Here is a 4894-nt window from a genome sequence, read left to right on the forward strand (position 1 = left end):
GCAGCGTCGAGGACCGCGCCATCCGGGCCAACTCCGCGCGCTGCTCACTACTGACCGGCAACGCCGGTGCTGTCTTGATCGGCATGATCAATCATACCGCGCTAATTCACAGACAGACCACTAGCTCCCCGAGCTGACAGCACGAGGCGAAGCGACGGTTGCGGATCAAGGTTGATACAGGAGTGACGACGTTCGTCGCCCGGGACGCCTCGCACGTCCCAACGTTGATCCTCAGCCGACGCTCAACCTCAGAACAGCCGGCTTTCCTTGTCATCAAAGCCGCGCAGCTCGTCGTAGTCGACGACGACGCAGCGGATGCCGCGGTCCTCGGCGAGGACGCGAGCCTGGGGCTTGATCTCCTGCGCGGCGAAGACGCCGGTGACCGGAGCCAGCAGGGGGTCGCGGTTCATCAGGTCCAGATAGCGCGTGAGCTGCTCGACGCCGTCGATGTCCCCGCGGCGCTTGATCTCCACCGCCACCGAGGCTCCCGTCGCGTCCTTGCAGAGCAGGTCGACGGGGCCGATCGAGGTCGGGTACTCGCGGCGCACGACCCGCCAGCCGGTGCCGAAGACCTCGGCGTTCTCGGCGAGCAGGATCTGCAGGTGCGCCTCGACGCCGTCCTTCTGCAGGCCGGGGTCTACGCCCAGCTCGAACTCCGAGTCGCTCAGCACCTCCTCCAGGGTGATCCGCAGCTCCTCGCCGGCCTTGTTGACCACGACCATGGAGCCGTCGGACTCCTTGAGCGTGCAGGGCGGGCTCATCCAGTTCAGCGGCTTGTAGGAGCCGCCGTCGGAGTGCACGAGTACCGAGCCGTCGGCCTTGATCAGCAACAGCCGGGTGGCCAGCGGAAGGTGGGCGGTCAGGCGCCCGACGTAGTCGACGGAGCAGCGGGCAATCACGAGGCGCACGGGCGCAACGGTAACGGGGCCGCTCGGCGCGTGGCCGGGCCGCCCACCGACTCGGCGGGGCCGTCCGTCGCGCGATCGGCCCGCGGGCCCCCCGGTCTGGACGGAGGGCTTTTACCCGGCGGTAACGTGAACCCCGAAGCGGCGGCCCGTCCGGGGGCCGGACGCACGTCGAGGGAGCTTCCATGCCTGCCGAGTTCGCCACCGCCGGAGTCATCGGCCTCGGGACCATGGGGTCCGGCATCGCCGAGGTGCTCGCACGCACCGGCGTCACCGTCATCGGGGTCGAGAAGGACGACGCGACCGCGGAACGCTCGCGGGCCCGGCTCGAGCAGTCCACCGCGCGCGGCGTCGCCGACGGCAAGCTCACCGAGGACGATCGCACCGCGCTGCTGAGCCGGATCAGCATCGGCACCGACATCGCCGCGGTCGCGGACGCCGATTTCGTCGTCGAGGCGGTCTGGGAGGACCTCGACCTCAAGCGCGAGATCTTCGCCCAGTTGGACAAGATCACCCGCACCGACGCGGTGCTCGCCACGAACACCTCCTCGTTGTCGGTCACCGAGATCTCGGTCGCCACCGCCAACCCGCGCCGCGTGCTCGGCGTGCACTTCTTCAACCCGGCCCCGGTCCAGCAGCTCGTCGAGGTCGTGCGCAGCGTGGTCACCGACCCGGCCGCCGTCGACGCCGTCACCGTGCTGGTCGAGAAGCTCGGCAAGACCCCGGTCGTGTGCGGGGACAAGGCGGGCTTCATCGCCAATGCCCTGCTCTTCGGCTACCTCAACCACGCGGTCAAGCTCTACGAGTCGCGCTACGCCAGCCGCGAGGACATCGACGCGGCGATGATGTACGGCTGCGGTTACCCGATGGGCCCGCTGGCGCTGCTCGACCTCATCGGCCTGGACACCACCTACGAGATCCTCAACTCGATGTACCGCCAGGGCCGCAAGCGCGTGCACGCGCCGGCCCCGCTGCTCAAGCAGATGATCACCGCCGGCCTGCGCGGGCGGAAGACCGGTCGCGGCTTCTACACCTACGAGGGCAAAGACTCCCCGACCGTCGTCGCGGACGAGCTCACCCCGGACGCCACCGACAAGCCGGTGCTGCGTCACGACATCCACCGGGTCGGCGTGGTGGGCACCGGCACGATGGCCACCGGCATCGTCGAGGTCATCGCCAAGGCCGGTTACGACGTCGTGTTCGTGGCCCGCAGCGATGAGAAGGTCGCCGGCGTCACCAAGGCCCTGACCAAGTCGCTCGAGAAGGCCGTCCAGCGCGGCAAGCTCACCGAGGAAGCCCGCGACGCCGTGCTCGCGAAGGTCACCGGCACCACCAAGCTCGACGATCTCGCGAACGTGGACCTGGTCGTCGAGGCCGTGGTCGAGGACCTCGCGGTGAAGAAGGCGCTGTTCTCCAACCTGGACGAGATCGTCCGCGACGGCGCGATCCTGGCCACCACCACCTCGAGCCTGCCGGTGATCGAACTGGCCGCGGAGACGCAGCGGCCCGGCGACGTGATCGGCATCCACTTCTTCAACCCGGCCGCGGTGATGAAGTTGGTCGAGGTCGTGCACACCGTCGCCACCAAGCCCGAGGTCATCGAGACCTCACGCGCGCTGTGCTCGAAGATCGGCAAGGTCGCGGTCACCTGCGGGGACCGGGCCGGCTTCATTGTCAACGCGCTGCTGTTCCCGTACCTCAACGACGCGGTCGCGATGCTGGAGGCGCACTACGCCACCGCCGACGACATCGACCTGGCAATGAAGGAGGGCTGCCGGCTCCCGATGGGACCGTTCGCCCTGCTCGACGTCGTCGGCCTCGACGTCTCCCTCGCCATCCAGCGCACGCTGTTCCTGGAGTTCCGCGAGCCGGACTTCGCCCCGGCCCCGCTGCTCGAGCACCTCGTGACGGCCGGCTACCTCGGGCGCAAGACCGGCCGCGGCTTCCGGGACTACTCGGCCTGAGCCCCGGGGCCTGATTCACCCTTGTCCCGGGGACGGCCGGGCGTTGATCAGCGCGCTGGTCGCTGCCCGGGACGGTGCGGACCGTCTCTCCGAGGAGGAGCTCACCTCGATGGTCATGCTGCTCACCGTGGCCGGGCACGAGACGACGGTGAACTTGCTCGGCAACGGGACAGCCGCCCTGCTGTCCCACCCTGATCAGCTCGACCGACTGCGCGCGGAGCCGGAGCTCCTGCCCCGAGCGGTCGAGGAGCTTCTCCGCTACGTGACCCCGATTCAGGCCACCTTCCCCGTCGTCGGGACCGAGGATGTGGAGGTCGAGGGCGTCACCATTGCGGCGGGTGAAGTGATCCTCCCGGCGGTGCTCGCAGCCAACCGCGACCCCGCCTACGTCGAGGATCCGGACACCCTCGACATCACGCGGTCACCGAAACCGCATCTCGGCTTCGGGCCCGGCCCTCACCACTGCCTGGGTGCTTCGTTGGCCCGGTTGGAGGCGCGGATCGGGTTCGCCGCGCTACTGGAGCGATACCCGGACCTGAGCCTGGCCGTCGATCCGTCCGAGCTCACCTGGCAGCCCAACGTGATCTTTCAGGGCCTGGCCGGGCTGCCGGTTCGCGTGGGGAAGCCAGGGTCGCCGCAATAGATCCGTTCATAGCGACCGGCCCCGGCGAGCGCGCGGCGGCCTACGCGACCCTGGCCCGACAGGGGCCGGTGCAGGCGACGAGCGCCTTCGAGACCTTGCTCCGGCGGTTCCCCACCATGCGTCTGGCCGGCTCGCCGGACGAGCTGGGCTGGGCGTCGAGCTTCCTCTCCCACGGGCTGGTGCGCCTGCCCGTGCAACTGACCTGACGGTCAGTCAGTCAGTCGGCAGGACGACTAGCCGCAGCCTCCGCCGCAGCAGCCGCCACCCATCGCGGGCGGGGGAGCGGACGGACGCGGCGCGGAGCCGGCGCCCGCGCCGACGACCGAGACCGTGGAGAGCAACTTCACCGTGTCCGCGTGCCCGTAGGGGCAGGGCGCGGGTGCGCTGGACTCGGCCATCGGCCGGGTCAATTCGAAGGTGTGCTCGCAGTCGCGGCAGCGGTACTCGTATCGGGGCACCGTACAAGTGTAGGCGCCGATCAGATGTTCGACTCCTCCGGCGGAGCCTCGGTCGGGCAGCCGGGGGTCGGTGAGCCGCCGCCGCTCGCCCGGGGATGGACACCGAGCGCGTACGAAGCCATCGACAGCGACCCGTAGGCGCAGCCGCCGACGAACTTGTCGGCGCGCTGGCCGGCTGCGTCGGCGAGCCCGGCCAGGTACAGCGCGGGCAGGAAGTGGTCCGGGGTCGGGACGGCCCCGCCGAAGTCCGGGTGCCCGTCGAGCGCCGCGAACTCGGACGGGTCGGCGCCGGTGAGCGCGTCGCGGGCGGCCTCGTCGAAGCGGCGTGCCCAGTCGTAGCCGGCGTCCGGGCGGGAGAAGTCCAGTGCGCGAAGGTTGTGCACGATGTTGCCGCTGCCGAGGATCAGGACGCCGTCCTCGCGCAACGGAGCCAGTCGGGCCCCGAGCTCAAGGTGGTAGTCCAGCTCGGTGTCCGCCTTCAGGCTGAGCTGGACGACCGGGATGTCCGCGTCCGGGAAGGCGTGGACGAGCACCGACCAGGTGCCGTGGTCGATGCCCCAGGAATCGAGGTCGGCGCCGACCCACATCGGCTTCACCACGTCGGAGATCTCGGCCGCGAGCGCGGGCAGGCCGGGCGCGGGGTAGGAGACCTCGAAGAGCTGCTGAGGGAAGCCGAAGAAGTCGTGGATGGTGCGCGGCCTCGGCATCGCCGTCACCGCGGTGGCGTGGATGTACCAGTGGGCGGAGATCACCAGGATGGCGCGCGGGCGCGGCACCGCAGCCCCGAAGGCCCGCCAGGCCTCGGTGTAGCGATTGGACTCGACCGCGTTCATCGGACTGCCGTGGCCGATGAAGGCCGCGGGCATCATCGTGCTCACGGCGCCCATCGTGCCCCTTGGTCCGGGAAATGGCGAAGGCCGGCCG

At 70.0% G+C, this 4894-nt stretch carries 5 protein-coding genes; 2 read left to right on the top strand and 3 right to left on the bottom strand.

The window, feature by feature from the left end; translation table 11 throughout:
- Positions 1 to 248 precede the first annotated feature (248 nt).
- On the bottom strand, positions 249 to 908 hold the full coding sequence (nucS, locus tag H0X00_RS18995; RefSeq protein WP_293773951.1) for an endonuclease NucS: 660 nt from the start codon (positions 906 to 908) through the stop codon (positions 249 to 251).
- A gap of 182 nt (positions 909 to 1090) precedes the next feature.
- Here nucS and H0X00_RS19000 point away from each other — a divergent pair, with 182 nt between their 5' ends.
- Positions 1091 to 2869 (top strand): 3-hydroxyacyl-CoA dehydrogenase family protein, encoded by a 1779-nt coding sequence (locus H0X00_RS19000; protein ID WP_293773952.1) that lies wholly within the window; start codon positions 1091 to 1093, stop codon positions 2867 to 2869.
- A gap of 43 nt (positions 2870 to 2912) precedes the next feature.
- Positions 2913 to 3512: a cytochrome P450 gene (locus H0X00_RS19005; protein WP_293773954.1), complete on the top strand. Its 600-nt coding sequence runs from the start codon at positions 2913 to 2915 to the stop codon at positions 3510 to 3512.
- A gap of 233 nt (positions 3513 to 3745) precedes the next feature.
- Here H0X00_RS19005 and H0X00_RS19010 read toward each other — a convergent pair whose 3' ends face one another.
- Together H0X00_RS19010 and ygiD are read right to left on the bottom strand one after the other, a co-directional pair.
- Positions 3746 to 3970 (bottom strand): zinc ribbon domain-containing protein, encoded by a 225-nt coding sequence (locus H0X00_RS19010; RefSeq protein ID WP_293773956.1) that lies wholly within the window; start codon positions 3968 to 3970, stop codon positions 3746 to 3748.
- 20 nt (positions 3971 to 3990) lie between these two features.
- Positions 3991 to 4836 carry a 4,5-DOPA dioxygenase extradiol gene (gene ygiD / locus H0X00_RS19015; protein ID WP_367186698.1) on the bottom strand — a complete coding sequence of 282 codons (846 nt, stop codon included), beginning with the start codon at positions 4834 to 4836 and terminating at the stop codon, positions 3991 to 3993.
- Positions 4837 to 4894 lie beyond the last annotated feature (58 nt).

This window comes from Sporichthya sp. (genome assembly GCF_013815995.1).
Classification (GTDB): Bacteria; Actinomycetota; Actinomycetes; order Sporichthyales; family Sporichthyaceae; genus Sporichthya.

Bases quoted from the DNA above. Each gene is read 5' to 3' on its own strand.
- ygiD (WP_367186698.1), bottom strand. From the start codon at position 4,836: ATGCCCGCGGCCTTCATCGGCCACGGCAGTCCGATGAACGCGGTCGAG.
- H0X00_RS19000 (WP_293773952.1), top strand. From the start codon at position 1,091: ATGCCTGCCGAGTTCGCCACCGCCGGAGTCATCGGCCTCGGGACCATG.